At 41.2% G+C, this 24247-nt stretch carries 19 protein-coding genes; 4 read left to right on the top strand and 15 right to left on the bottom strand.

Annotated elements, in window-relative coordinates:
• Window positions 1–28: 28 nt before the first annotated feature.
• The 9 genes from Q4533_RS13445 to Q4533_RS13405 form a co-directional block, all read right to left on the bottom strand.
• Window positions 29–868 (bottom strand): Dam family site-specific DNA-(adenine-N6)-methyltransferase, encoded by an 840-nt coding sequence (locus Q4533_RS13445; RefSeq protein ID WP_102475816.1) that lies wholly within the window; start codon window positions 866–868, stop codon window positions 29–31.
• Between the two features lie 86 nt (window positions 869–954).
• On the bottom strand, window positions 955–2448 hold the full coding sequence (locus Q4533_RS13440) for an ATP-binding protein (RefSeq protein ID WP_303412352.1): 1494 nt from the start codon (window positions 2446–2448) through the stop codon (window positions 955–957).
• 24 nt (window positions 2449–2472) lie between these two features.
• A complete protein-coding gene (gene aroB, locus Q4533_RS13435) occupies window positions 2473–3549 on the bottom strand; it encodes a 3-dehydroquinate synthase (RefSeq protein WP_102440338.1) in 1077 nt (358 codons plus the stop codon).
• An 8-nt stretch (window positions 3550–3557) separates the two neighbouring features.
• Complete coding sequence (aroK, locus tag Q4533_RS13430; protein ID WP_076541984.1) at window positions 3558–4073, bottom strand: shikimate kinase AroK; 516 nt, start codon at window positions 4071–4073, stop codon at window positions 3558–3560.
• Window positions 4074–4369: 296 nt separating this feature from the next.
• A complete protein-coding gene (locus Q4533_RS13425) occupies window positions 4370–6418 on the bottom strand; it encodes a type IV pilus secretin PilQ (protein WP_102440339.1) in 2049 nt (682 codons plus the stop codon).
• Window positions 6419–6437: 19 nt separating this feature from the next.
• Window positions 6438–6953 carry a pilus assembly protein PilP gene (locus Q4533_RS13420; RefSeq protein ID WP_102440340.1) on the bottom strand — a complete coding sequence of 172 codons (516 nt, stop codon included), beginning with the start codon at window positions 6951–6953 and terminating at the stop codon, window positions 6438–6440.
• Entirely contained in the window at window positions 6953–7567 is a 615-nt protein-coding gene (locus Q4533_RS13415; RefSeq protein ID WP_076541990.1) for a type 4a pilus biogenesis protein PilO, read from the bottom strand. The genes Q4533_RS13420 and Q4533_RS13415 overlap by 1 nt, the downstream gene beginning before the upstream one ends.
• The gene (locus tag Q4533_RS13410; protein WP_102440341.1) at window positions 7564–8142 is read right to left on the bottom strand and encodes a PilN domain-containing protein; all 579 of its coding nucleotides are present in this window, start codon (window positions 8140–8142) and stop codon (window positions 7564–7566) included. The genes Q4533_RS13415 and Q4533_RS13410 overlap by 4 nt, the downstream gene beginning before the upstream one ends.
• Window positions 8130–9209: a pilus assembly protein PilM gene (locus Q4533_RS13405; protein WP_102440342.1), complete on the bottom strand. Its 1080-nt coding sequence runs from the start codon at window positions 9207–9209 to the stop codon at window positions 8130–8132. The genes Q4533_RS13410 and Q4533_RS13405 overlap by 13 nt, the downstream gene beginning before the upstream one ends.
• Window positions 9210–9397: 188 nt before the next feature.
• Between Q4533_RS13405 and Q4533_RS13400 the strand changes: the two genes are divergently transcribed.
• On the top strand, window positions 9398–12019 hold the full coding sequence (locus tag Q4533_RS13400; RefSeq protein ID WP_303502909.1) for a penicillin-binding protein 1A: 2622 nt from the start codon (window positions 9398–9400) through the stop codon (window positions 12017–12019).
• A 135-nt stretch (window positions 12020–12154) separates the two neighbouring features.
• On the opposite strand, the gene argH is transcribed toward Q4533_RS13400, so the two are convergent.
• The 5 genes from argH to argC all read right to left on the bottom strand — a co-directional run bounded on the left by argH (window position 12155) and on the right by argC (window position 17582).
• The gene (gene argH, locus Q4533_RS13395) at window positions 12155–13525 is read right to left on the bottom strand and encodes an argininosuccinate lyase (RefSeq protein WP_102440344.1); all 1371 of its coding nucleotides are present in this window, start codon (window positions 13523–13525) and stop codon (window positions 12155–12157) included.
• A gap of 75 nt (window positions 13526–13600) precedes the next feature.
• Window positions 13601–14821 (bottom strand): argininosuccinate synthase, encoded by a 1221-nt coding sequence (locus tag Q4533_RS13390; protein WP_102440345.1) that lies wholly within the window; start codon window positions 14819–14821, stop codon window positions 13601–13603.
• A 66-nt stretch (window positions 14822–14887) separates the two neighbouring features.
• The gene (locus Q4533_RS13385) at window positions 14888–15793 is read right to left on the bottom strand and encodes an ornithine carbamoyltransferase (RefSeq protein ID WP_303502908.1); all 906 of its coding nucleotides are present in this window, start codon (window positions 15791–15793) and stop codon (window positions 14888–14890) included.
• Window positions 15794–15804: 11 nt separating this feature from the next.
• The gene (argB, locus tag Q4533_RS13380) at window positions 15805–16587 is read right to left on the bottom strand and encodes an acetylglutamate kinase (protein WP_102440346.1); all 783 of its coding nucleotides are present in this window, start codon (window positions 16585–16587) and stop codon (window positions 15805–15807) included.
• 14 nt (window positions 16588–16601) lie between these two features.
• Window positions 16602–17582, bottom strand: a complete 981-nt coding sequence (argC, locus tag Q4533_RS13375) for an N-acetyl-gamma-glutamyl-phosphate reductase (protein WP_303502907.1) — start codon at window positions 17580–17582, stop codon at window positions 16602–16604.
• 261 nt (window positions 17583–17843) lie between these two features.
• On the opposite strand from argC, the gene argE reads away from it, so the two are divergent.
• From argE to Q4533_RS13360, 3 genes are all read left to right on the top strand, one after another.
• Window positions 17844–18995, top strand: a complete 1152-nt coding sequence (gene argE / locus Q4533_RS13370) for an acetylornithine deacetylase (protein ID WP_102440348.1) — start codon at window positions 17844–17846, stop codon at window positions 18993–18995.
• 125 nt (window positions 18996–19120) lie between these two features.
• The gene (gene ppc, locus Q4533_RS13365; RefSeq protein ID WP_303502906.1) at window positions 19121–21769 is read left to right on the top strand and encodes a phosphoenolpyruvate carboxylase; all 2649 of its coding nucleotides are present in this window, start codon (window positions 19121–19123) and stop codon (window positions 21767–21769) included.
• Window positions 21769–22305, top strand: coding sequence for a DUF1439 domain-containing protein (locus Q4533_RS13360; protein ID WP_102440350.1), 537 nt, complete (start codon window positions 21769–21771; stop codon window positions 22303–22305). Before ppc ends, Q4533_RS13360 begins: the two co-directional genes overlap by 1 nt.
• A 77-nt stretch (window positions 22306–22382) precedes the next feature.
• Here Q4533_RS13360 and Q4533_RS13355 read toward each other — a convergent pair whose 3' ends face one another.
• Complete coding sequence (locus Q4533_RS13355) at window positions 22383–23657, bottom strand: CinA family nicotinamide mononucleotide deamidase-related protein (RefSeq protein ID WP_102440351.1); 1275 nt, start codon at window positions 23655–23657, stop codon at window positions 22383–22385.
• Window positions 23658–24247 lie beyond the last annotated feature (590 nt).

Raw genomic sequence — 24247 nt, 5'->3', positions numbered from 1 at the left:
TCAGCTAAGCCTTTGCTTAACTCAAGATTTAATCAATAACTTCTTGATAATGATGATCATATAACGCCATCACTTCAGCTACTTTCTTACGTGAATTACCCTTTTGACTAATATTGCGCTGTACGTCTATCGAGGCCATTTTTGCGCCGCGATATAGCTCTCGAGTCAGTGGAATATCATGATTACTGATCAGTACCGGGATATCACGCTCAAGTGCAGTGTGGCGAGACTTTCTCGCTAATAGCGCTTGGTCGTCAAGACTAAAACCTGGGCCGGCATAGGTCGTAAAACTTGCTGTAGTTGATAGCGGAGCATAAGGAGGATCACAATAAATGACATCACCTGCTTTTGACATATCAAATGCTTGCTCGTAACCCACACACTCAAAAATCGCTTTTTGAGCTTTTTCAGAAAAATAACGCAGTTCTTTTTCAGGAAAATAAGGTTTTTTGTAAGAACCAAACGGGACATTAAAGCCGCCTTTACGGTTATAACGGCATAAACCATTAAAACCATGACGATTCATATATAAGAAATAAACGGAGCGTAAAAACGGATCTTGAGTTTGGTTAAACTCTTCACGCACTCGGTAATACTGCTCTTTTACGTTCATCTCTGGAACAAACATGGCCTTTGCTGCTGCAATGTATTTCTCAGGCTGACTTTTAACAATATTATAGAGGTTAATTAGATCATGATTAATATCGCATAGCAGATATGAGTCGTAGTCAGTATTGAGAAACACTGATCCTGCACCGACAAAAGGCTCAACTAGCCTTTCACCTTGAGGTAAATGTTTTGCTAGCTCATCAACGAGTTTAAATTTTCCACCCGCCCATTTAAGAAAGGCTCTATGCTTTTTAGTCATGAATACCATTTACTAGCAAAATTAAAGCAGATGATTGTACTCTTTTTATTGAGAATAATCATTGCTGATTTAAGGGCTTTAACTAATTAATTTGAACTAAGTTGATAACCTTGAAGATCGCTGAATTTTCGAACCCAAGGGGCACTTAAACCGAGTTCGGTTTGTAATTTAAGCGCTTTATCTTGTGCTTGGCTGGCGTTATTAAACTGCCCAAATAAGACAACATGACGTTTATTATAATTAGCACGAATTACAGCGGTTTCATTATCTAATTTTAACAAGATACTGTTAAGTGATTTGGGTTCGATAACGCTCGCCAGTTGTAATGTGTAACCCGCTCGATATTGCAGCTCGGCTAACGCTTCATTGGCTGTGGCAATATCGTCAGTATTGCTCAGCGCTGCACTGTTGTCAGTAAGCTGTAGCTTATCTGTTTCAATAATGACCAATGTCTCATCAACTTCAGCGGTATCAATATCTTCATTTACCACTAACTCAGCTGCTATTAATTCACCAGCCACTAATTCAACAGCCACAGTATGAACGCTCTGGTAATCCTGTTGAGTGTTTGCTGCTTCGATTTCAACTGCGCCACTTTTTGTAGTGCTGGTTAATATTTGCTGCTCAGTAAGCAGCTGTAAAACAAGATCGCTTGGCTCATTAGCCGCTATTAAAGATTGCTGAGATGGCAAATGTAATTGAAGCCAAGGCAATAATAAGCTTTGGCCATAATGATGGTTTGCCCATTGCGCTGGAGATTCTGGCGCTTGGTAAGCCCTAAAGTTAACTTGGTTTGCTTCAATAGATTCTGCTGCGGGTTCATTATAAAAAAAAACGACAATCGCTAAGGTTAAGCACAGCAGCAAGCTGATCACCCCTAAGGGAAAATATTTTGGCCAGCGTTTTGGCTCTTCAACCTTATCCTCAAGCGCAAGCTTAAGTAACTCAATCACTTCGGTAGGAGTACCCATTTGTTTTTCAATTTGTGATTGAATGATTTCGCGAGGTATAAATGGCGTTTTATTGCTTCTAACTAATAAAGTGCGATATAGGCCTTCACGTTCAGCTAAGGATAATGGCTCTACCTCGACATGAAGCAATAAATCCTTCATGGTTTTAGTTAATTCATTAAACTCTGCAAATGATTCAGTGGTGACCGTAAAAGTCAGTGATACCGGTTTATCCGCACAACGGATTTGAGTCAGCACTATACATTCTGCCCATAATTCTTTAGGCAGCAAATGTGCATCATCAATAATGATATGCAGCGGTTTTGTTAAGCTAGATTGGATGCGAATTAAGGTATCTGATAGCGGTAAGGTATCATCAAAAATTGGTGATGAAATCAGTTGGATCAGTATTTTACGCCGAATTTCAGCGCTATCAGCGTGCATTGGGCAGATAACCAACGCAGAGTTATAGTTATCAAGCTCGCTCGCCAATGCTGTAACTAAGGTGGTTTTACCTGAACCTTTAGCGCCGCAGACTAATACTAGCTGCTCACTATAGCTGGCAATATGTTGTAGCCGCTGAACTAAAGCTTCTTGGGAAGGTAATAAAAGCGTTTGTTGAATGTCCACAGCTCCACCATTAGACAAAAAAGCTTAAACTTGGCTAATGACGTCAGCTAATAAAGACTCTTCAACATCAGAGAATACATCAGCAGAGCCTATTGAGGTGGGTAAAACCAATCGAATTTGACCCGCGAGAACTTTTTTATCTCGCTGCATATGCTTAATAAAGTCAGCAAAGTTCATTGAATCAGGAGAGCTTATCGGTAAATCAAACGCCAACATCAAACGAATAATTCTATCGACATCTTTTTGCTCGATTAGACCTAACTTTTGCGATGTTACCGCCGCCATAATGGTTCCGGTAGCAACAGCTTCACCATGTAACCATACACCGTAGCCCATTTCAGCTTCGATAGCATGACCAAATGTATGGCCTAAATTTAGCAGTGCCCGTACACCACGCTCTGTTTCATCTTGGGTAACGACATCAGCTTTTATCTGGCAGCATTTAGCAATCGCGTAGCTTAATGCTTCGGTATTTAATGCTTTTAATGGAGCAACATTTTGCTCTAACCAGCTAAAAAAATCGCTATCCCAGATAACGCCATATTTAATGACTTCTGCCATTCCTGCAGCAAACTCTTTTGCAGGTAATGTCGATAAACAATCGGTGTCAATTAATACCAGTTGTGGCTGATAAAAAGCCCCAATCATATTTTTACCAAGCGGATGATTTACTGCGGTTTTACCACCAACAGAAGAGTCCACTTGAGATAATAAGGTGGTTGGAATTTGAATAAACTCAACTCCCCGCTGATAGCAAGATGCAGCAAAGCCGGCCATGTCACCAACGACACCGCCACCTAGTGCTACGATTACACAATCACGGGCATAATTATTTTCTAACAGTGCAGAAAAAATTAAATTTAAGTGAGTTAAATCTTTATATTGTTCACCATCCGGCAATACAACCACACCTATATCACTACAAGATGCCATAGCTTGCTGCGCTTGTTTCAAGTACAGCGGAGCAATGGTGTCGTTAGTGACAATAAGTGCTTTTTTACCGGAAAGGTAATCGGTGAGATAAGCGTTTTGTTGCAATAAATTCTGGCCAATATAAATGGGATAACTTCTTACACCTAATTCAACCTGAACTTGTTGCATAAACCTACCTAAAAACCGAGTTGCTCAATAATTTGATTTGCGACAATCTTCGCGCTTTGTTCATCAGTCTTAACTATTACGTCTGCAATCTCTTCATACAAAGGATTACGAACGTCAGCAAGATCTTCAAGCACTTCACGTGGATCATCTACCTGAAGTAAAGGTCGACGTTTATCACGTTGAGTACGAGCCACTTGCTTATCAATTGTTGTCTCAAGGTATACAACGATACCGCGAGCCGACAGATGATTACGAATGTCTTTGCTTTGTACAGATCCGCCGCCAGTAGCTAGGACAATGCCCTGCTTTTCCGAAAGGTCGGCGATGACTTGAGCTTCACGTCGACGAAAACCTTCTTCGCCTTCAACGTCAAACACCCATGCAATATCTGCACCTGTGCGTTGCTCAATCTCGTGATCTGAGTCGTGGAAATCTAAATGCAGCAGTTGGGCTAAGTGACGACCAATTGTGCTTTTACCTGCGCCCATAGGGCCTACCAGAAAAATATTGCGTTTTTCAGCCATTGTATATACGTCTGAATCTTATATGAAAAGTATGCCTTATCGACTTAAACTCAAGCCGACCTATTATTTAACCTTGCTCTAATGAGACTTGACGAAGGATTATCTCAGTTATGCACCAGTTGTTGCAAGTGATGTGAGCGATTTATAGTGAGTTTATTAAAAATAAATAATTTAACCCTAGATTCAGCGAGTTTAAAAAATGATGGTATGTTTAATGACCTTAATATAATCAAGCAATTAATTATTTTAAGGCAAAAAAATGCCAGCAATTAAGCTGGCATTAATATTTTTTATCTTTACAGTTTTTCAGTCACGATTTTCGGTGTCACGAATATCAATAACTCTTGACGTTCATTTGTATCTGATGTGTTTCTGAATAAGAAACCAACCAGAGGAATGTCACCTAATACTGGCACCTTACTAACTCGACTGATTAAGTTCTGCTGGTAAATACCGCCTAATACAATGGTTTCACCATTATCAACAAGCACCTGAGTACCAATTCGCTGAGTATCAATAGAAACCGCTTCACCCGTACCAGTTGAAACAACTTCACCACGGGTATCTTGAGTAATTTCTAAATCAAGAATGACACGGTCATCTGGGGTAATTTGCGGGGTTACTCGTAATGACAACACTGCTTTTTTAAATGACACAGTTGTGGCACCACTTGAGGCAGACTCCACATAAGGGATCTCTACACCTTGTTCGATATAGGCCGCTTTTTGGTTTGAAGTGGTAATACGTGGACTCGCAATAATTTCGCCTTTATTTTCTTGCTCTAACGCGCTTAGCTCTAAATCAAGTACGGTTCCATCAGCCATTTTCGCCACACTAAATGCAATACTGGCAGCATTAGAGGCCGAAGAGGGCAAGTTCACATTTAAGCGGTCACTTAGTGCAGGAATAACCCCAGCAACAATATCATTAGCGCCTTCTAGTGACCCAGAGGTACCTCTTTCACCTTGTTGATCAGTAATTCCCCAACGAATGCCTAAATCTTCAGAGACGTTATCCTTAACCGTCACCATTCTGGCTTCAATTAATACCTGCTTAATCGGGATATCCAGTACTTCAACTAAACGATGAATAGTTTCTAAAGTATCTGCGGTATCTTTGACTAATAAAGTATTGGTACGTTCATCAACCGCAACGCTACCGCGATTTGACAATAAGCTTGAATCAGCACTTTTCATCAACTCGGCAATATCGACCGCTTTTGCATAGTTTACCTGAATATATTCAGAATAAAGCGGCGCTAACTCTTTGACTTCTTGCTTGTTAGCCAAATCTTGCCTTTCTCGAATAGCCAGCTCTTCACTTGGGGCAACCATTAAGATATTGCCTTCAATACGCTTATCCAACCCTTTGGTTTGGAGAATTAAATCTAGCGCTTGATCCCAAGGCACATCATCTAAACGTAGAGTGATATTGCCTTCTACGGTATCACTGGTGACCAAATTGAAATCATTATAATCAGCAATAATTTGCAGTACTGTTCTTACAGAAATATTCTGGAAGTTAAGCGACAAAGAACGGCCATTATATTTTTTGTCATCCTTAGCAACGATGGCACGTTCTACTTTATTAATACTCACTTTGAACACATTACCGTCTTGCTTGTATGTGTAATCATAGTTGCCATCAACATCGACCATCAAACGGGCAGTTAAGTCTTCTTTAAAGGTCTCAAAGCTCGTGACTGGTGTATTAAAGTCTTGTACATCCATCACATATAAAAGCTCGCTTTTAATATCTGTGTTATACAATTTCACTTCTAATTTAGAGCCAACCTGAGCTACGTTGGCAGCAACAGAGCGATTATCTAAATGAATTAATAAATCGCCACCACCATTTTTATTGCGGCGAAAATCAATAGTATCAATGCCATTTACAAATGGGTTATCAGCGCTATCAGGCCCAGATACAGTATCGTTAACCGTTAAACGGTAAGTATTACCTACCACTTTGCCTTGATAAGGTTTTACCTCAGCTAAATCTACAACGATGTTCAGTGCGCCATTTTGTTGAGAGGTTTTTAAACTCTCAACCCCAACTCTATCGATAGTAATATCGTCTTTATCGAGGCTTGAAATACTATCGTCAAAACTTAATAGAATTTGAGCAGGTGACGCCTTCAAATCAACTTCAGGCTGAACAATGTCAGATTCGAACACCAATTCTAATTCTAATTGGTGATCAACAATAGAATGATACTTTACATCCACTAATTTATTCGCAGCTAACGCGCTTGGTAATGCACCAAGCAACAACACAGCACCGAGTACGGTTCTGAACAGTGATATTTTTGTGGTCGATTTTTGCATCGAGGCAGAAGATTTCATTATTCCCTCATCCTTCGCATTATTTGCCAGAAAGTTCTAAGTTGCTTGCTCTTTCAGCCCAGCAACCTGAACCATCAGGAATTAATTCTATAATTTCAATATATTGCGGTGTGACTTCAGCTATTTTGCCATGGTAAAGTCCAAGATACTCACCGACACCTAAGCGATAAACATTGGTATCTGATGATTCAACTAAGGCCCAAACTGTGCCATCTTCACTTAACGTACCGCGCATTTTTAAATTATCTATAGCATACGTTTCTAAGCGCCCTTTACGACGTTTCAAATCTGGCTGTAAACAATCTCTACTTGTGTCAATCACTTCCTCTGTGAGCTCTCGAGAAGGTGGAACAAAAGGACTTCGCATAAGCTCTGCTTGATAGGCAAAATGCTCAAACTTAGGTGTTTCTTTTAACGGAGGAATGCGAGCAACATGCTGGGATTTAGTCGTTGTTACAAACAACTCCAAATCACTTCTGTCACCAATACAACCTGTTAGCAATAGCATGATGAGTAATAAGGGTAAGAGTTTCATTATTTCTTCCCCTTCTTATTCGCAGGTACTTTCGCACCTTCTTTAAATCGATAGGTTTTAGCTAAAATATCCATCGATAGACTACCTGAATCATCACGCTTAATGACAAAGTCATGCAAGCTGACAATCCGCGGCAATTTTGCGACACCGCTTACCATGCTGCCTAATTTATGATAATCACCTACAACTGACATTTTTATCGGGAATTCTAAGTAGAAATCACGCTCAATTTCAGTATCCCAATCTAAGCTATTAATTCGCAGTCCAGCATCTGTTGCTACGAATGTGGTGTCATCCAGTAAACCTGGCATTTCATTTTCAGATGGTAACATTTTTAAAAGTTCTGCAAACTGAGCTTCCATTACCACAAGTTGCTCACGATACAGTTTTAAGTTTGCCGCCAAACGATATTTAGTTTGAAAGTCTTCTTTTAGGGTTATTTCTTTTCTTTCTTCAGCATTAAGGACATCTATCGCATCGGAAATAAATAAATAATAACTGGCGCCAAGTACACAGATAGATAAAAAAGCAGCAAATACAATTTTAACTAATGCAGGCCAAGCGCCAATATTTTCAAAATCAATATCATTAAACTGCTCTAAGTCAAGATTCATTGCTGACCTCCTTGGCTTGAGCCAGTACTGATTTGGTCATCAAAAATAGTCACTCTTAATCTAAACTTTTGCAATTGTCGTAAGTTTTCATTATGACTAACAATTGACTGCATGCTTGGATCATTGAGGTATTGAGATGTTTTAACTTTTCTCATCATATTCGCGACGTTATTATTAGATTCACTGCGACCTTCAATCCACAACAAGCTACCTTTCTTTTCAATACTGGAAAGATAAATTCCTGGCGGCACAATTCTAACTAGTTCATCTAATACATGTGTTGGCAAATTACGAGATTGCTGCAGGTCTAGAATAATTTTAGTGCGACGTTCAATATCATCTTTACGCGCTTTAATTTTTCTAATTTCGGCAATTTGCGAGTCTAATAATGATATTTCAGACTGTAAGTATGAATTTCTAGCACGTTGATCGTCGATAACGACTTCAATAAAACTCAATGCCAGAAATACAATTAAACAGGTCATTAAAAACACTAACGCTAATATGCCAATAAAGTCTCGTTTGTGTTTTTCTCTGGCCTCTTCACGCCAAGGTAGTAAGTTTATGTTCGCCATTGAGCGTAACTCCTAAGCGCTAAACCACATGCAACCATATATTTACTGATACTAGGTTCTATTTGGTTTTTAATATCATCATCAGCATGTAAACAACCTTGAAAAGGGTTAGCAACAATTGAATGCACCCCTAAGTCATTAGCCAATAACGTTGTCATACCTTCAAGTTTTGCAGTGCCACCACTTAAGACAATATAGTCAACTTTATCTTTGCCGTTGGCAGTGCAGTAAATTTGTAAGGTACGTTTTATTTGTTGTAATAATTGGGTTTGAAATGGAGATAACACCTCAAACATATAATTGCGTGGTAAATCACCTGTGACTTTAGCATTTTCAGCTTCATCGTAAGACATACCGTAAAACGATAGAATTGATTGGGTAAATAACTCACCGCCAAATGCTTGCTCACGAATAAATGTCGTTTCGCCATTTTCTACAACCGCAAATGTCGTCATATTGGCGCCAACATCCACTAGCACAACGGATTTTTCATTGGCCCCTTCAGGAAGTTGAGCCAGAATAAGTTCTGCTGAACGCCCTAAAGCATAAGCTTCAACGTCAACCACTTTGGTATCAAGCTCAATTGCATCAAGTGAATCCATTCTTGAATCAATGTTGTCAGTACGGCAAGCACTTAATAACACATCTACCTTTGTTGGGTCGGTAGTGTTGGGATTAAGAGTTTCAAAGTCGATACTCACTTCATCAAGTGAATAAGGGATAAGATTATCTGCTTCAATTTCAATTTGCGCTTCCATTTCTTCTTCATTTAATGAAGCGTCCATGTAAATCACTTTTGTCATCACAGCAGAACCAGAAACAGACACTGCGGCAGATTTAATACCTTTCGGTAGTCCACGCTTTATGTGCCTTAATGATTCAATAACAGCTTCAGAATCACGAATTTCATGATCAACTACAGCTCCTTTTCGTAAAGGAGCTGATATATAATTTTGAATTTTATATCCATCAGCAGTCTTACCCAGCAATATGGCCTTTATTTCATGGGATCCAATATCGATCCCCACCATTTGCGGAGCTTGACGCTTCCAAAATTTAGAAAGCATATTCCATCATCGCATTTATTATTTTATATTTTAAAATAGATTAGCACAAAATCAACTCGTTATAAGTATTTGTATAAAATGTTTCTACATTTTACAACTAGTTTTTTTTTGTTTTCATGTTTTTACTTCACCAAAAACCCTCCCGCTTATATACTAGAAGCCATATTGTCGAACTTTGGATTATTTTGGTGAAGTGGTTTAAACGAATACTTATTGCTATTTTTAGCTTAACTTTATTGGGCGTCGGCACCATTGTCGCTGCTTATTTCTACGTTTTACCAGAATTACCGGATGTAAACTCGCTTAAAACGGTCAAACTACAGACACCTTTAAGAATTTATAGTCAAGATGGTTTATTAATTTCTCAATTTGGTGAAAAACGACGAATACCGGTTGAATATGAAGATGTGCCTCAGCAATTAATTAATGCGGTATTAGATACCGAGGATGCACGTTTCTTTGAACACCAGGGTATCGATCCTATTGGTATTATTCGCGCAGCCGTTATTTTGGTTACTACAGGCAAAAAAAGCCAAGGCGCCAGCACCATTACTCAGCAAGTGGCTCGAGGCTTTTTCTTATCCCGTGAAAAAACCTATATTCGTAAAACGAAAGAAATTTTTCTTGCGCTAAAAATTGAAAAAGCATTATCTAAAGAAGAAATCCTCACATTATATTTAAACCGCTCATTTTTAGGTAACCGTGCCTATGGTGTCGGCGCTGCAGCTCAAGTGTATTATGGCAAAGATTTAGCCCAACTTTCTCTGCCAGAAATGGCCATGATTGCCGGCTTACCCCAAGCGCCTTCTGCAGCTAATCCAATTCGTAATCCGAATCGTGCCATGACACGCCGTAACTGGGTTTTAGGCCGCATGTTGGAAAAACGCAATATCACCGAGACACAATACCAAGAAGCCATAAATGCCCCTATAACCGCGAAATATCATGGCGCAGAAATAGATCTATATGCACCTTACGTTTCTGAAACGGCACGTGATTATATGGTAAATAAGTATGGTGAAGAAGACGCCTATACTAATGGTTATAACGTTTACACTACCATTTCTTCAGATCTGCAATTAAAAGCTCAAAGCGCCCTACGCGATAATGTGTTTGCTTATGATCAGCGTCATGGCTACCGTGGAGCAATTAGCACCTTGTGGACAGATACACCTCTGGCCACCAGCGACATTATAGAAAACCTTAAAACGACCTCTGCAGTACAAGGTATTATTCCAGCAGCTGTCATGTCGGTTAGTGAGCAACAAGCAACTTTACTGAATACTAAAGGTGAAGAAGTTGTCATCCAGTGGAATGGCCTGAAATGGGCTCGCAAATTTATTAACGATCGCCGTCAAGGTAAGCCACCTAAAACAGCAGCGGATATTTTAACTGTCGGTGAAAAGGTATGGATTAGAGATAATGGCGAGTTTTGGCAATTATCTCAAATTCCACAGGTTTCAAGTGCAACGGTTTCATTAGAACCAAGCGATGGCGCTATTCGCACTTTGGTGGGCGGTTTTAGCTTTAGTCAAAGCCAGTATAACCGTGTTACCCAGGCCAAGCGTCAATTAGGCTCTAATATCAAACCGTTTATTTATGCTGCCGCGCTTGAAAAAGACTACACCCTTGCAACATTAATCAATAATGCGCCGATTAATAAGCCCGATACTCGTCAAGGTACGGCATGGCGACCAAAAAATTCACCTGACATTTATGGCGGTCCAACACGTTTACGCATTGGCTTAGCTCAGTCTATCAACGTAATGTCCGTTCGTACCATGCGTCATATTGGCTTAGATAACACCATAGATACCTTAGTTGACTTTGGATTTGACCCTGCTGATTTACCACGAAATGAATCTGTCGCTTTAGGGTCCCCTTCAGTAACACCACTGCAAGTCGCCACCGCCTTTAATGTCTTTACTAATGGCGGCTATTTAGTTGAACCTTATTATATTAGTAAGGTTACTGACTCATATGACAATGTCATTGAAAAAGCGTCGCCTGCACTGGCCTGCACCCCAGATGTCAATGAGGTTGATGATGCGACTAATAAGACAACCAACAGCATTGATGACCCTTTTGCAGCAATGGCTAATGAGTTTGTTAGCTCACAGCAAGCGCCAGTTGAAACTGAAAACAGCTTAGACAATACACTTGCTAGTGCTGAGACTAGTTCTAATATTAGTGATACTGGTATTGCTGCTTGTGGAGATGAAAACGCGCGCTACGCTCCTAGGATCATTTCTGAGCAAACCGCCTTCTTAATTACTGAAGCCCTCAAAAGTGTAATCTGGGGTGGCGGCAATTGGAGTAAAGGCACAGGCTGGAATGGTACCGCTTGGCGAGCATCACGCTTGATAAAGCGTCGTGACATTGCAGGTAAAACCGGTACCACCAATGAATCCCGCGATACTTGGTTTAGTGGCTTTAACCCCACTCTCACCTCGACATTCTGGGTTGGTTTTGACGATCACAGCCGTAAACTAGGCAGAACCAGCTGGGTTGCCGATGGTCCTGAAAATCAAATATCAGGGGCTGAAGCTGGGGCAAAAACAGCAGGGCCTGGTTGGAATGATTTTATGAACCAAGCGCTCACTGGTACCGAAGAAGTTGCGAGCATTCCACCTAAAGGGATTATTTCGGCGCGTATTGACTTAGCTAGTGGCAAATTAACCCGTAAAACAGATTACACCACTTCATTTGAATATTTTATCGAAGGCACTGAGCCGACTGAATATGCCACAGAAGAAGTTATCGAAGATGATCTGTTTATAGAGAATCCGGCAGATGATTTATTTCAGTAAATAAATCCACCAGCAGTTATTTTTAAAAATTAGTCTGGTGTTAATGCATTAAAAAGTCCGCAATGATTAATCACTGCGGACTTTTCATTTAAGCCTAAAAGAAACAAATATAAACTAATAAGGCTTACATATTGTTTAGCTATTAGCTTGTTTCTGCGCTAATGCATATTTTACTTGCGCTAACGAGGTACCGCCTAAAGCTTCACGTTTTGCTAAGCATGACTCAATCGTTAAGCACTCATAAACATCATCACTGATAATTGGACTAAATTGCTGTAGCTCTGAAATAACAAAATCTTCTAATGGAGTTTGTTTGGCAATGGCAGCCACGACCACCTCACCAACAACATGGTGCGCTTCTCTAAATGGCATACCTTTAGCGACCAGATAATCTGCAAGCTCGGTAGAATTAGCATAACCTTGCTGAGCTGCTACTAAAGTTCTTTCACGGTTAACTTGCAAGCCACTTAATACTAATGCTGCCATTTCAAGACAAATAGACCAGCTATCCATGACATCAAATAAGCCTTCTTTGTCTTCTTGCATATCTTTGTTATAAGCCAGTGGCAATGCTTTCATGGTAGTAAGAATACCCATTAAGCTGCCATAGACACGGCCCGTTTTGCCTCGAATTAACTCTAAGGCGTCAGGGTTTTTCTTTTGTGGCATTAAAGATGAACCAGATGTCACTTCGTCATCAAGCTCAATAAAACCTGCTTCACCACTGTTAAAGAAAATTAAATCTTCAGCCATACGGCTTAAATGCATCATGCTTATTGAAGCGTCGCTACATAACTCAACAACATGATCACGATCTGACACTGAATCTAAGCTATTTAAGGTTGGCGCAGCAAAGCCTAATGATTGTGCAATTTGATGCCTGTCCATTGGATAAGCTGTTCCCGCAAGGGCGCCAGTGCCTAATGGACAAGTATCAGCACGCTTTAGTGCATCTTCTAAACGGCTAATGTCACGTTCAAACATTTCTACGTAAGCTAAACACCAATGGCCAAATAAGACTGGCTGAGCTCTTTGCAGATGGGTATAGCCAGGCATCACAGCATCAATTTCACGCTCAGCAAGCTTAACAAGTTCAGCAGAGAGCTTTTTCAGTAATGTAAGTGAGTGCTGACCTTCTTTTTTACACCATAGTTTTAAATCTGTGGCTACTTGGTCATTACGCGAACGCCCTGTATGCAGCTTTTTACCTAGGTCGCCTACTTTGGCAATTAAAGACTGCTCCACAAAACTGTGAATATCTTCTGCGCCAGAAGCAATAATCAATTCTGGTTTGTCAGCAACTTCGCTAAGTAGCTCATTTAGCGCACCATGCAATTGCTCACATTCAGCTTGGGTTAAAATGCCCACTGAAGTGATTGCTGAAGCCCATGCAATTGAGCCAATAATATCTTCTTCAATTAAACGATAATCTACTGGTAATGAGTCATTAAATAATTTAAATAATGCACTGCTTTCTTGACTGAATCTTCCGCCCCATAACGCCATGTCGATACCCTCTTTTAACTTATTCTATAAAAACGGGGCTATATGAGCCCCGTATCAATCTTAAATAACAGGAAATTACTTGGTATTTAATGCTCTAATACGGCTTGATAAAGAGTAAAGGCGGATAAAGCCTGCTGCATCTTTTTGGTCATAAACATTGTCGTCACCAAAGGTCGCGAACTCTTCTGAATATAAGCTGTTTGGAGAGCGCTTTTTCACCACACTTGCTTGGCCTTTATAAAGTTTGACGACCACTTCGCCGTTAACTAATTCAGCTAAAGATTCTGACGCGGCAATCAATGAATTACACAATGGCGTAAACCACCGTCCATCATATACAAGATGAGCCATTTGTGCGCCGACTTGCTCACGCCACTCACGGCTTGTTTTATCGAGCACTAGCTCTTCGATTGCGCGTAGGCCTGCAAACATCACTGTTCCACCAGGGGTTTCATAACAGCCACGAGACTTCATGCCCACTAAACGGTTTTCGGTAATGTCGATACGACCAACACCGTGTGCTGCAGCTAATTCATTTAGCTTCATTAGTGCGTCATATGGAGATAGCGCAACATCATCAACATGAGTAACACGACCATTGGCGATGGTTAGCCCAACATACTCAGGGGTATTTGGGGCATCTTCTGGTGCCACTGTCATGGTCCATACTTCTTTGCTTGGCTCATTCCACGGATCTTCTAACTCACCGCCTTCGTGAGAGATATGCCATGCGTTGGCATCACGGCTATAAATCTTAGTCGCTGATGCTGTAGTTTCGATGTTTCTTTCAGCAAGGTAATCAAGCAAATCTTCACGGCTGACCATTGACCATTCACGCCAAGGCGCAATAACGGTTAACTCTGGTGCAAGTGCGGCAAAACAACCCTCGAAACGTACTTGGTCATTACCTTTACCGGTACAACCATGACATACCGCATCAGCGCCAACTTTACGGGCGACTTCTACTTGCGCCTTAGCAATAATTGGACGCGCCATTGAGGTACCCAGTAAGTACGTACCTTCATAGATAGCACCTGTGGCAATAGTCGGATAAATATAATCAGCCACCAGCTCTTCTTTTAAATCGACGATATAACACTCTGAAGCACCTGATGCGATGGCTTTTTCATATAAACCTTCAAGTTCTTCTGCACCTTGACCAACATCAGCACAAAAGGCGACAATTTCACAATTATCATAGGTTTCTTTTAGCCATGGGATAATCGCTGAGGTGTCTAATCCACCCGAGTAAGCTAATACGACTTTTTTAATATTTGGTTGTGCTGCAATTGACATGGTAATTCCTAACGTAAATTTGTTTTATAAAAGCTCGCTAACGCCAGCTGATGAAAATATGATTTATTAACCTAACAAAGTAACCAATACGGCGTTTTGTGCATGCATTCTGTTTTCTGCTTGCTGGAGGATAAGTGAACCTTCACCATCCACTACTTCTGCTGTTGCTTCCACTTCACGGTAAGCTGGCAAACAATGCATAAAGTAATTGGCACCTACCTTATTCATTAATTCACTATTAACTTGATAAGGCTTAAATTTCGCTTCAATTTCTGCCATTGAAGTATTGTCGCCCATTGAGATCCACGTATCTGTGTATATGGCATCTTGCGGGCCCATTTCACTCACATCCGAGGTCAAGATAAGCTTGCCACCATGCTTGGCAGCCAAAGCTTGTACTTCACAGACAAAATTGCCGTCAGGGAAGTGGCCTGGCGGGCAAACTACAGTCATGGTCGCACCTAAGATAGCAGCGCCATACATCAAAGAGTGTGTCACATTGTTACCATCACCTAGGTAAGCTAATTTCACTTTACTTACATCATCAAACTTCTCTGATAAGGTCAAAAAGTCTGCTAAGCCTTGGCAAGGGTGGTACAAATTACATAGCGCATTAATCACCGGAACTGACGCATGTTCAGCAAGACCTGCAATAGTTGTATGCGAAAAAGTTCTTGCTACAATCGCATCTGCCCAGCACGAAATGTTAGTCGCAAAATCAGATACTGGCTCACGTTTGCCTAATGCACCATTTTGTTGATCAAGATAAACTGAATGACCACCTAGCTTGTTAATACCGATATCAAAACTTACTCGAGTACGCAGTGATGGCTTTTCAAATAACATCACCACACTTTTGCCTGCCAGCGCTTGATTATAATCAGCTGGGTTTGCTTTAATTTTTTTCGCCAAAGCCAGTAAGTCTAATAGCTGGGTTTGCGACAAGTCTTTAAGTGATAATAAGTGTTCCATTAGCTTTGCTCCTAAGGCTGAATTTGAGTGCCAACGGATTGTCCGTTAGTTAATGCTATTAATTGTTGGGGTTGTTTCCATGAGGCGACCTGTACGGCTTTGCCCATCCATTGAGCGACCTCTAATGCCGCTTCAACTTTTACTTTCATGCCTTTTTCAATCACACCTTGCTCCACAAGCGAGCTAATTTGTTGTTGATCTAATTGGGCAATTAACTCACCTTTAGCATCAAGTACACCGGGTACGTCTGACAATAACACCAGCTGACCGGCAACGAGTTTAGCTAATGCGGTAGCGGCTTGATCGGCATTGACATTCAGCATATCGCCCGCTGGTGAAATCGCGATTGAACTGCAAATAGGTAACCAGTTTTGCGACAATAAATAAGTTAAATAACTCGGATCATTCGGTGATACTTCCCCCACCAAACCTAACTTTTCATGTTTAATTTTGGCATTGACGATATTGCCATCAGCCAAGCTCATGCCCACACTGACGATGCCAGCTTTAATTGCCGCGGCCTGTAAAATTTTATTCGATGTGCCTGCCAAAGCGCCAACAACAATCGGGATCTGATCAGCAGGGGTAACACGCAGGCCCTCAAGCTTAATCGTTTGCTTGCCATTAGCTTCGAGCTGTTCATCGACCAAGCAACCACCGCCGTGAACAAAAATCACTTTCTGCCCTTGCTGCATCATTTCAGCAACTACTGACATCAACTCTGCCATGCCAGGCTCTGATTGCAACAGCGCGCCACCCACTTTAAGTACGATAACAGGGTTGGTATTAGACATAATCAAGGCTCCTGTTATAGACCGAAGTGAATATTAATGCACTGCAGACCTTGGCTTGCAGCGCCTTTCATTAAATTATCAATGGCGCTAGCGACCACTAGGTAATTGCTTTGCGGGTCAAACTTCCAGCCCACGATACAATTGGGTGTTAGCACCACATCATCGACTTTAGGAAATTGGTTATGCTTTACGCTCACCAGTGGCGAGTCATCATATACGCCATAAGCTTTAGCAATGTCAGCTTCTGTAGTACCCGCTTTAAGTTGCACAGTAATGGTGGCTAAAATTCCACGCTTAAAATTACCTAAATGCGGGGTAAAGATAACTTCTTGACCCAGCTGGGTGGCGATTTCTGGTTGATGTCTATGCCCTAATACACCATAGGGCGTTAAGCTGACTTCACAAAAACTGGTATGCAATTGGGCTTTTCTGCCTGCACCGGTCACACCACTGACTGCGTTAATTACAGGGTAAGCATCAGTTAACAATGGTTTTAATGGTTTTAGCGCTGTGAGTGATGCAGTTGGATAACAACCTGGCACAGCAATCATTTTGCTATTAGCAATGGCTTGCGCGTTCCATTCTGCTAGGCCGTAAACCGCATCAGCAAGCACTGCTGCTTGAGTATGTTCAAAACCATACCATTTAGGATATTGAGCGGTATCAGCAAACCGATATGCGCCACTTAAATCAAATACAGATAAACCTTGGTTATAAAAGAATGCGGCCAATTCCAAACTAACTGAATGCTCTGTTGCTAATACAACAGCGTCAGCTTGATCAACTATGGCTTGTTTAGCATCAGCCGATAACGGTGACAGAGGAATTTGAATGTGTTGATAACTCGGGTATAGATCTGCTAATAACCGGCCTTTATCTAGGCTGTTTTCAGAAACATATAAGCCTTGGATCGATAGTGACGCTTGCGCATCAATAAGAGCGGTGATTTGTGCTCCGGTATAACCACTAGCACCAATTATTGCGATTTTTTTCATTATGTTGTCATCTTTAAGTCAGTAAACTATTAATTTTTATTTGAAATATGAGCAGGGTGCTCGAGATTAAAACTATCGTCGAGAATAGTTTACTTTGGGATCTGTTACAGTGAATTGAATCGCAATTACATACATATCTATAGTTCTTAAATATTTATCAAGTTATGGTGAATTCCTTAGCTGTTTGCTAGACTAACACAAAACATTACTTATGCAATAATTATGAATGATTATTTGATTAAATATTTATAAAAGGCCCTTATGAACTCACTACCAGAATTAAAAGATGCTTTTAAACAGTTGATTGCACTACCTTCAATCAGTGCCTTAGAAGTAGAACAAGATATGAGTAACCATGCAGTTATTGCACTGCTACAGTCTTGGTTTAGCGACATGGGGTTTGACTGCACAATTAGTACTGTCGCTGATAGCAGAGGTAAACAAAACCTTGTCGCCACCATTGGTTCTGGCAAAGGCGGCTTGTTATTAGCTGGCCACACCGATACCGTTCCCTTTGATGAAGGTCGTTGGAGCCAAAGTCCATTTGAATTAACTGAGAAAGACAATCGCTGGTATGGCCTAGGTACCTGCGATATGAAAGGCTTTTTTGCCCTAATCATGGAAGCGTTAAAAGACATCCCATTAACTGAGTTAAAGCGTCCATTACATATTTTTGCCAGTGCCGATGAAGAAACCACCATGAATGGCGCTAAAGCCTTTGCTGAATCAACATCTATAGCACCAGATTATGCCATTATCGGCGAGCCAACCAGCTTAAAGCCGGTGTATATGCATAAAGGCCATTTAGCCCAAGGTATTCGCGTTATTGGTCGCAGTGGTCATTCATCAGATCCTGCACGTGGGCTTAATGCCATCGAGATAATGCATCAAGTCACAGGTCAGTTAATAAAGCTCAAGCAACACTTAAGTGAAAACTACCGAGAAGATGCCTTTAGCGTGCCCTACCCAACCATGAACTTTGGCCATATTCACGGCGGCGATGCAGCCAACCGTATTTGTGGCTGCTGCGACTTACACCTTGATATTCGCCCACTGCCCGGTATTGAATTAGCTGATTTAGAGTTAATGGTCATTAACTACCTTGCTGAAATTAATAAGCAATATCCAGGCAGTATTGAAGTACGCACCTTATACCCAGGCTCTGAGTCATTTGCAGGAAAAGCTGATAGTTATTGGACCAAGCTGGTTACTGAGCTTGCTAATAGCCAAGCTGAAGTGGTCAATTACGCCACTGAAGCGCCTTATATAAATCAATTAGGCTGTCAAACATTAGTACTTGGCCCCGGGAGTATCAATCAGGCCCATCAGCCCGATGAATATATTGGCCTTGAATATTTAACCCCAACGGTTGAGCTCATTAAAAAACTGATTTATCAAGCTTGTATTAAATAACAACAAGCAGATTAATGGCTTTTGAATTTATCTCATCAGCCATTGACCAAGCAGTTGTCGCTCGCTATTGTGCTAAAGCTTATGGAAAAATTGTCACCGCTTATTAAGTAACTTATGGAGTAATTATGGCAGATCAAACCGCCGATATGTATGCATCCTTGCGTTCTAATGTCAGCAACTTAGGACAAATTTTAGGTGATACTATGCGCGATCATCTTGGTGAAGGTTTTCTCGAAAAGGTCGAGCAAATCCGCATTTTGGCTAAAGAATCCCGCCAAGGAAATGCAGAATCACGCCAACAGATGCTCACTTTACTCAACTCGCTTCCTGATGAAGAATTAGTCCCGTTTGCCAAAGCCTTCAATCAATTCCTTAATTTGGCGAATATCGCGGAGCAATTCCATACCATTAGCCGTAATTGTGATGAGCTTGTATGTACACCGGATCCAGTAGAGCAGCTACTTGGACGAATGCTTAACAGCAGCTCCAATGAGCAAGAGGTTATCCAGTGTCTTGAAAACCTCGATATCGATTTAGTACTCACAGCACATCCCACCGAGATTTCACGTCGCACCCTCATTCAAAAATACTCCGCGGTGGTCGATTGTCTGACAGAGCAAGAAAATCAGCAACTAACTGAGCGAGAAATAGGCCAATCTCATTTACGCTTACGCCAGCTCATCGCACAAATATGGCATACCAATGAAATTCGTCATGACAGGCCAACCCCTGTTGATGAAGCTCGCTGGGGACTTAGCACAATTGAAACATCACTATGGCAAGCTGTACCCGACTTCTTACGCCAGCTCAATGATCATGTACAAGCTAAAACGGGCAAACAAATTTCCACAGACATATGCCCAGTACGTTTTTCTAGCTGGATGGGCGGAGATAGAGACGGTAATCCATTTGTTACCTCAGTCGTCACACAAGAAGTATTACTACGAAACCGCCATGCTGCCGCACGCTTATACCTCAAAGATATCGTTAAGCTGATTAATGAATTATCCATGGAAGATGCCAGTGAAGAACTGATGACATTAACCAATAACAGTAAAGAGCCCTACCGTGATGTGCTGCGTGATCTACGTAACAAATTACGTAATACCATCGACTACTTAAATATCCGCCTTGAAGGTCATCAAGTCGATATGAAACCTGATGAAACTATTTGGGAACTTGAAGACTTAAAGCTACCACTAGAGCTGCTATACCGTAGTTTAACCTCATCAGGTATGCGGCTTATTGCCAACGGATTATTGTTAGATATTCTTCGCCGTATGGCCTGTTTCGGTATCCATATGCTCAGGTTGGATATCCGCCAAGATGCTGAACGTCACAGCGACGTCATTGCCGAGCTAACACGCTACTTAGGCCTAGGTGACTATGATCACTGGGATGAAAACGAAAAGCAGGCGTTTTTATTACGTGAACTAACAGGTCGCAGACCGCTTATTCCAAGCACGTGGCAACCAACGGCTGACGTACAAGAAGTGCTTAACACCTGTAAACTGGTTGCAAGCCAGCCTGCGACAGCACTGGGTTCATATGTTATTTCAATGGCAAGTAAGCCATCAGATGTATTAGCGGTGCTGTTATTACTTAAAGAAAGTGGCTGCCAGCATCCAATGCGCGTAGTGCCATTGTTTGAAACATTAAGTGATTTAACCACAGCAGCTGATTGCATGACTCAACTGCTTAATATTGACTGGTATCGCGGTTACACCAAAGGCATGCAAGAGGTGATGATCGGCTATTCTGATTCAGCCAAAGATGCCGGCGTGATTGCTGCTGCATGGGCGCAATATCATGCCCAAGAGCAATTAGTAGCAGTATGTAAGAAAGCAGATGTAAAACTGATGCTGTTCCATGGTCGTGGTGGCTCCATTGGCCGAGGCGGCGGACCAGCTCATAAAGCAATTTTATCGCAACCACCGGGTTCTGTTGATGGTCGAATTCGTGTCACCGAACAAGGGGAGATGATCCGCTTTAAATTTGGCCTACCTAAAGTGGCCGTTCAAAGCTTGGCTTTATATACTTCAGCAGTTATGGAGGCAACCTTACTGCCGCCACCTGAGCCTAAACAGCAATGGCGTGACTGTATGCAGCGCTTAGCAGATGATTCAGTTAAAGCCTATCGCGGCATCGTCCGTGAAGAGCCTGATTTTGTGGCTTACTTTCGCGCAGCGACACCTGAAGTTGAACTAGGTAAACTGCCATTAGGGAGTCGCCCAGCAAAACGTCGTGTCGATGGCGGCATTGAGAGTTTACGTGCCATCCCATGGATATTTGCATGGTCTCAAAACCGCCTAATGCTACCAGCATGGTTAGGTGCAGGCGAAGCACTACAAGCCGCGTCACAACGAGGTGAAGCTGATTTACTCATAGAAATGGAGCAACAATGGCCATTCTTTGAGACCCGTGTTTCAATGCTTGAAATGGTATACATGAAAGCGGAGCCAAACCTTGCTAGTTATTACGATAGCTGCCTTGTTCCTGATGAATTAAAACATTTGGGCATAAAGCTGCGCGCCAGCCTACAATTAGGTATTGATGAGGTATTGTCATTAACCCAATCAGAAGAGTTAATGGCGCATACACCTTGGAACCGCGAGTCTGTTAAGTTACGTAACCCGTATATTGACCCACTCAACTTTTTACAAGCTGAATTGCTCGCTCGTACCCGTAATGAAGATCAAGCATCTAAACAAGTAGAACTTGCACTGATGTTAACCATTGCTGGCGTCGCAGCAGGAATGAGAAACACTGGCTAATGCGCATACTTAAATGTGGTTTAGGTTTACTAATGCTATTACTGACTGGTTGCGCCACTCAGTACAGCATTAGTGAGTCTGAAGTTGAAGATTACCTAAATAACGAGATGCATTATGAAGTCTCCCAAGGTAACCAAGTTTTTGGGCTTCAACTTAAACTCAATGATATGGAAGTAGAATTGGGCCACAAGCCCAATACTATTGCGGTCACAGCCCAAACAAGAATGGCCGTTAAAAACCCTTTTAAATCTATAGAAGCGGATCTTGTGACAACATTTGAGGCTGAGCCTTGGTATGACGTTGAAACCAAAAGCATCTATTTAAAGAAGTTAGATTTGGTTGAGGTTAAATCAACCCCCGCAGATATTGAAAAAATGCTTTCATCAATCACACCACAGCTAATGATGTTTCTTAGTACTTTTCTAGCATCGCAACCTGTCTACGTGCTGGATGAAAATGATGCTAATCAAGCACTAATGGCCTCAATCACCAAAGAGATTGAAGTGCAAAAAGGCAAGATTGTCATTAAGTTTTAAACCTTAATTATGCAACTGAAACAAAAAAAGTAGCAATAAATATTGCTACTTTTTTTATATAAAGACAATAAGCTCAATTACTTATCAAAACGTTTTATTGATGGGTAATCAACAATAATCGCTTCATCTAATAATGCTCTGCGTAACATGTCATAGGCAACTGCAGCGCTTAAACTGCGCACCAAACTTCGTGAGCGGCTGGAAACTTTAATCATCTGACTATATACCGCATTTTTAGTCGCCAGCGCAATGGCCACTGTCCCAACAGGTTTTTCCTCTGAACCTCCATCAGGTCCAGCTATGCCACTAGTAGATAAGGCGTAATCACTATCTAAAATCTCTCTAGCGCCTTTAGCCATAGCCTCAACAGTTTGAATAGAAACCGCGCCGTGATCATCCAAAACCTGTGGATTAACCCCCAGTACTTTGACTTTCGATTCATTGCTATAGGTCACTAAGCCATGATGTAAATAAGATGAGCTGCCTGCAAAATCAATTAACTGGCTCGTTACTAAACCGCCAGTACAAGACTCTGCAACACTTAAACTAAAACCAGATTGATATAAACGTTGATGAATTTCTGCAGCAAGTGTGGGCTTATCATCAGCGACCACTGCAGTACCGAGAATCGCTTTGACTTCTTGGGTAACGCTTGAGAGTTGTCTAATTGCTTCATCGCCACGAGCAAATATTTTAATCTCAATATGTGGCATAGAAGAGCGGTAACCTAAGGTGACACCATCAGGCAAAGTTAAATCCGCTAGGCTATCAGCTAAAGAAGACTCCCCATGACCTATGGTAAGCAGTTTTTTTAGCGCAGTGTTTTCACTAGCTTTAAATTCAGCCTTAATAAAAGGAATAAACTGCTCGGTGATCATGTGCTTTAATTCAAAAGGAACACCGGGAGTAAAAAATAACCATGCTTTATTTAACTTAACTCTAAAACCACATGCTGTTCCAACAGGATTATCAATCATTACTGCAGACTCAGGTAACCAAGCCTGTTTAAGGTTACTCTTGGCCATCACACGGTTGTTACGCGAAAACCATTCAATTAATTTCTCTCGCCATTCAACATTCTCAACTAAAGGCTCCCCCTTAGCTAACGCCATCGCTTCTGCTGACATATCATCACTGGTTGGCCCTAAACCGCCGTTAATAATAATCACATCGGCATGATGGCTTCTATCAATAAATGCTTGAACAAGATCATCTAAGCGATCACCAACTGTAATACGGTGCTGCATTTCAATACCTAACTCCATCATGGTATTAGCAACCCAGGCAGCATTAGTATCTATAATCTGGCCAGATAGTACTTCTTCGCCAGTACAAATCATCTCTAGTTTCATCATTATCCCTAAAAAGCCTGTCTTGAAAAGAAACAACAAGCAAGATTAAATCCGCAAAATAACCTACAAGATAGCTTACCATCATGATAGCTGCATTACGTTACTGCTATTTAATACTGCAATAGGTTGTTTTAAGTTCAACTTGTGCACTCAACAGGTTCTTAAGTGAATTATTAATTGTAAGCAGCGCTATAATCACAAACACAATAAAGCCTGACTCTTAAGTAATAGGCTAATTATTCTATTTAGAAAAATTAGGCCATTGACTTAAAGCTGGTTCTACATTGGCTTATTGCCCACATTTATATTCAGAAAAATATGGTTAAATACTTCAATTATCAGAACTTGTTGATATTTATATCCTAAAAACGAAAAAAGCCCTAACTGTTAAGTCAGGGCTTTATCGACTCTCTTATGAGAGATATTAGGCGCTTGGCGATGTTCAGCTGCGGATAAATCCTTCGCGTTCCATGTCTGTATAAAACCTTGCTTTATAATCACAGACATTACACCCTACTTTCACATGGGCATTCGTCCACACTCACCGCTCACGCTGATATGTTGCAGCTAATGACTCAAGTTATCAGCGT

It is taken from the genome of Shewanella sp. 6_MG-2023 (assembly GCF_030547195.1).
In the GTDB taxonomy this organism is placed as follows: Bacteria; Pseudomonadota; Gammaproteobacteria; order Enterobacterales; family Shewanellaceae; genus Shewanella.
Note: the sequence above shows the minus strand (reverse complement) of the source record. Positions and strands in the feature narration are given on the sequence as shown.

Bases quoted from the DNA above. Each gene is read 5' to 3' on its own strand.
- Q4533_RS13445 (WP_102475816.1), bottom strand. From the start codon at position 868: ATGACTAAAAAGCATAGAGCCTTTCTTAAATGGGCGGGTGGAAAATTT.
- argE (WP_102440348.1), top strand. From the start codon at position 17,844: ATGAACTCACTACCAGAATTAAAAGATGCTTTTAAACAGTTGATTGCA.
- Q4533_RS13355 (WP_102440351.1), bottom strand. From the start codon at position 23,657: ATGAAACTAGAGATGATTTGTACTGGCGAAGAAGTACTATCTGGCCAG.
- argB (WP_102440346.1), bottom strand. From the start codon at position 16,587: ATGTCTAATACCAACCCTGTTATCGTACTTAAAGTGGGTGGCGCGCTG.
- Q4533_RS13420 (WP_102440340.1), bottom strand. From the start codon at position 6,953: ATGAAACTCTTACCCTTATTACTCATCATGCTATTGCTAACAGGTTGT.
- Q4533_RS13410 (WP_102440341.1), bottom strand. From the start codon at position 8,142: ATGGCGAACATAAACTTACTACCTTGGCGTGAAGAGGCCAGAGAAAAA.
- aroB (WP_102440338.1), bottom strand. From the start codon at position 3,549: ATGCAACAAGTTCAGGTTGAATTAGGTGTAAGAAGTTATCCCATTTAT.
- argH (WP_102440344.1), bottom strand. From the start codon at position 13,525: ATGGCGTTATGGGGCGGAAGATTCAGTCAAGAAAGCAGTGCATTATTT.
- aroK (WP_076541984.1), bottom strand. From the start codon at position 4,073: ATGGCTGAAAAACGCAATATTTTTCTGGTAGGCCCTATGGGCGCAGGT.
- Q4533_RS13415 (WP_076541990.1), bottom strand. From the start codon at position 7,567: ATGAATCTTGACTTAGAGCAGTTTAATGATATTGATTTTGAAAATATT.
- Q4533_RS13390 (WP_102440345.1), bottom strand. From the start codon at position 14,821: ATGTCAATTGCAGCACAACCAAATATTAAAAAAGTCGTATTAGCTTAC.
- Q4533_RS13405 (WP_102440342.1), bottom strand. From the start codon at position 9,209: ATGCTTTCTAAATTTTGGAAGCGTCAAGCTCCGCAAATGGTGGGGATC.
- ppc (WP_303502906.1), top strand. From the start codon at position 19,121: ATGGCAGATCAAACCGCCGATATGTATGCATCCTTGCGTTCTAATGTC.
- argC (WP_303502907.1), bottom strand. From the start codon at position 17,582: ATGAAAAAAATCGCAATAATTGGTGCTAGTGGTTATACCGGAGCACAA.
- Q4533_RS13360 (WP_102440350.1), top strand. From the start codon at position 21,769: ATGCGCATACTTAAATGTGGTTTAGGTTTACTAATGCTATTACTGACT.
- Q4533_RS13385 (WP_303502908.1), bottom strand. From the start codon at position 15,793: ATGGAACACTTATTATCACTTAAAGACTTGTCGCAAACCCAGCTATTA.
- Q4533_RS13425 (WP_102440339.1), bottom strand. From the start codon at position 6,418: ATGAAATCTTCTGCCTCGATGCAAAAATCGACCACAAAAATATCACTG.